This is a genomic window from Pedobacter sp. 01T416_2, from assembly GCF_056398925.1.
The window spans coordinates 1-3,785 of the sequence record NZ_JBFTQI010000597.1 but is presented as its reverse complement, the minus strand read 5'-3'; the positions used below and the strand labels follow the sequence as shown (position 1 = coordinate 3,785).

The window sequence follows — 3,785 nt, the reverse complement described above, 5'->3', positions numbered from 1 at the left end:
GAAAACTAACTGGTTAAAACCTGCTTCATTTATTTGTATTGTAGCTGTTTGTATTGCTGCTTGTACAGGCGGAACAAAAACGACTACGATTACAGATTCGACCATAACCGACTCTTCAGTAACTGCAGCATTAAAACCTGCCGGGCCTGCTCCTGAATGGGGAAAAACAATAAAACCAGAAATGCAGGTTGTAATAGAAAAATTAAATAGTTATGGAGATAAACCTTTAGAAACTTTAAGTGCTGCCGATGCGCGGAAAAATCATACACCAACCGATGCGGTAATGGATTTGGCAAAACAAAATAATATAACCATGCCAGCTGCGAAAGTAGATACCATGGGGAAAGATATTGATGTTAGCGGAGGTAAAATCCATTTGCGTATCTACACGCCAAAAGGTGAAGGCGGGCCCTATCCGTTAATTGTTTATTACCATGGCGGTGGTTTCGTTATTGCCAATTTAGATGTTTATAATGCATCTGCACAGGCATTGGCAGAGCAGGTTGGTGCAGTTGTGGTTTCTGTTGCTTACCGCTTAGCACCCGAAAACAAGTTCCCTACTGCGCATAACGATGCTTTTACAGCTTATGAATGGGCTGTTAAAAATGCAGTAGATTTAAAAGCCGATCCGGCTAAGATTGCAGTTGTTGGTGAAAGTGCAGGTGGAAATTTAGCAGCAAATGTATCTATTATGGCCAGAGACAAACACATTATGCTTCCTGTGCACCAGGTTTTGGTTTATCCTATAACCCAAGCAGATATGAACACCGAATCTTATAAATTGCATGAAAAAGCAAAACCGCTAAACAAAGCAATGATGGGATGGTTTACAGAGAAATATCTGACTACAATGATTGAAGCGCAGGATCCTAAAATATCATTGGTTAATGCCAATTTAAAAGGGCTTCCATCAACAACTATTATTACAGCCGAAATAGATCCTTTGCACGATGATGGTGTAATACTCGCTGATAAATTGAAAGCCGCCGGGGTAAAAGTGGGCAGTAAAAATTATGAGGGTGTAACACATGATTTTTTTGGTATGGCGCTGCTAGTACCAGAAGCGAAAGCAGCTCAGGCCTATGCCGCAGATCAATTGAAGGCTGCTTTTAAATAAAGAACAGCCCTGGAGTGGTATTTACTCCAGGGCTGTTCTTGCATAGCGTTTTGCGCTGAGCGTTTTTAACTCAAAACTCCCAACTGCAAACTCCAAACTAACTAAGCTCCTTTCTTCGAACCCAAGCTCTGCATGAGTTGATCATACAGGTCATCGCTTGTAGCTTTTTGCGGTTTCATCTTTTTAACCGTTGCGCGTTTGCCTTTAGACTTTGCTTTGATAATCTTCAAAAGTTCGCTACTGTAATCATCTTTAAAGGCGCTTAAGTCGAATTTGGAACTGTATTGTTTGATCAAGGCCAACCCCACATCCATTTCTTTTTTGGTTATGGTAATATCATCAACCTTGTTAATTTCTGATAAACTTCTTATTTCCTGCTCAAACCTGATTTTAGTAATCACAATTACATGCTCCATGGGATGGATAACACAAAGATTTTCTGTATTCCGCAGTACAAATCTGGCCACTCCAGCCTTACCCGATTTTTCTAAGGCCTTTAGCAATAACCCATAAGCTTTTTTGCCCTGCTTTTCAGGCTCGGTGTAATAAGAAGTTTCATAATAAATAGGATTGATATCTTTTATATCAACAAAATTCTCTAATTCAATAATTTTGGTTTTTTCGGGTGCTGCCTCTTCAAAATCGTGCTTATCTAACACAACGTATCTGTCTTTTAAAAAATAGCCTCTAACAATCTTCTCATAAGGCACTTCTTTATGGGTGTTTTCATTTACCCTTAAAAATTTAATCTTTGCGTGATCACGCTCATCCAGCATATCTARATCGAGGTTACTATTCTGGACAGCAGAAAACAACTTAATTGGAATGTTTACCAAGCCAAATCCAATAGAACCTTTCCATATTGATCTCATAGTTAAATATTTACTTACTAACAAGTGTCTAAATCAGATTGTTTTGGCTTTATTAAGCGTAAATTGAGGAAATCACAAACTATTTAGATAATACAATGTTATTTAAGTATCAACCCTATTTGAATACATATGAAAATCGCCTACATTTCAACCTATCCTCCTCGTGAATGCGGTTTAGCTACATTTAATCAAAATTTGGTTAATGCCTTAAGTTTAAATCCTGCTTATAATTCACGAAAAAGCTTTGTTGTTGCATTAAATGAATCGGATGATGTTAATGAACACGATTACCCAAGCGAAGTGAAATTCGTCATCCGTCAGCAAAATCAAAAAGATTATATCGATGCTGCAGATTTTATCAATAACAGTGATGTAGATAGTTGTATTATTGAACATGAATTCGGTATATATGGTGGCAACAGCGGCGTATTCTTATTGTCACTAATCAATAGATTAAAAAAGCCATTCATTACCATTTTGCATACGGTTTTAAAAGAACCAAATTTTATGCAACAGACCATTATTAAAGAGATTGCAGTTAAATCATCTAAAGTAGTGGTGATGAGTAAAAAAGCAGTCATGTTTTTAACCAGTATTTACCAGATCCCTAAGGCTTCAATCAAATTAATTGAACATGGGGTTCCAGATCTGGAACCTATACCCAATAACGAAATTGTTCAGAGTGCGCTTTTTACTGATCGAAAGGTGCTGTTTACATTTGGCTTAATTAGCAGAAATAAAGGCTTAGAAACCGTAATTAAAGCTTTGCCAGAAATTGTCGCTCAACATCCAGATGTTTTATATGTGATTCTGGGCAATACTCATCCTGGCGTAGTAAAACATAATGGCGAAGAGTATCGCGATAGTTTGAAAGCATTGGCGAAAGACTTAGGGGTGGAAAATAATATTGCTTTCGTTAATAAATTTGTATCTGAAGAAGAATTGCACCAGTATTTAACAGCCTGTTATTTATACATCACCCCTTATTTAAATGAAGCGCAGATAACCAGCGGTACATTATCTTATGCTATTGGTGCAGGTGCAGCAGTAGTTTCTACTCCATATTGGCATGCACAAGAACTTTTAGCTGATAATAGAGGCAAATTATTTGATTTTAAAAATGATGTGCAACTGGCAACCATCGTCAATGAACTATTAAGTGATAAGGATAAATATCAAAAATTGAAGCGAAATGCTTATGAATATGGCTTAAATCTTCGTTGGCCAGCCATTGGAAGTGTTTATCTTAATGTGTTAAATGAAGCTCTGGCCAATGGAAAAAGACCCGAAAGAGTTACTCCTCCTATTATTGATGTGGAGGGTATGCCAGCGCTTAATTTAGATCATATTTCGCTACTAACAGATGATACCGGAATTATTCAGCACGCCCGTTTTGGCATTCCAAATCTGAAAGAAGGCTATTGCATTGATGATAATGCGAGGGCATTAATTATGGCATTAATGGCTATCGAGCAGGATAAAAATCCTAAAGCTTTAAAATTCATGCCTGTTTATCTGAGCTTTATTCAATATATGCAAACCGATGATGGGAATTTTAGGAATTTCTTGAGTTTTAACCGCAATTATTTGGATAAAATAGGCTCAGAAGACTCTTTTGGCCGTACCATCTGGTCATTGGGTTATTTAGTTTGCAGTGCACCCAACAATTCTTACCGTGAATTTGGTAGAGAATTATTTTCGCATTCTATTCCGCATTTTAAAGAATTAAAATATCTCCGTGGAAAAGCCAATACCATTATTGGTCTATCATATTATCTTTGTGCCCATCCTGGTGA

General features: G+C 37.2%; 3 protein-coding genes. 2 read left to right on the top strand and 1 reads right to left on the bottom strand.

Features of this window, described 5'->3' with window-relative positions:
• Positions 1 to 1,117 (top strand): alpha/beta hydrolase (locus AC1DPQ_RS20970; protein WP_477610758.1); only part of this gene is annotated, 1,117 nt, incomplete at its 5' end.
• A 101-nt stretch (positions 1,118 to 1,218) separates the two neighbouring features.
• Here the strand turns inward: AC1DPQ_RS20970 and ku are convergent.
• A complete protein-coding gene (ku, locus tag AC1DPQ_RS20965; protein WP_477583083.1) occupies positions 1,219 to 1,989 on the bottom strand; it encodes a non-homologous end joining protein Ku in 771 nt (256 codons plus the stop codon).
• Positions 1,990 to 2,118: 129 nt separating this feature from the next.
• Between ku and AC1DPQ_RS20960 the strand changes: the two genes are divergently transcribed.
• Positions 2,119 to 3,785 (top strand): glycosyltransferase family 4 protein (locus tag AC1DPQ_RS20960; protein ID WP_477610757.1); only part of this gene is annotated, 1,667 nt, incomplete at its 3' end.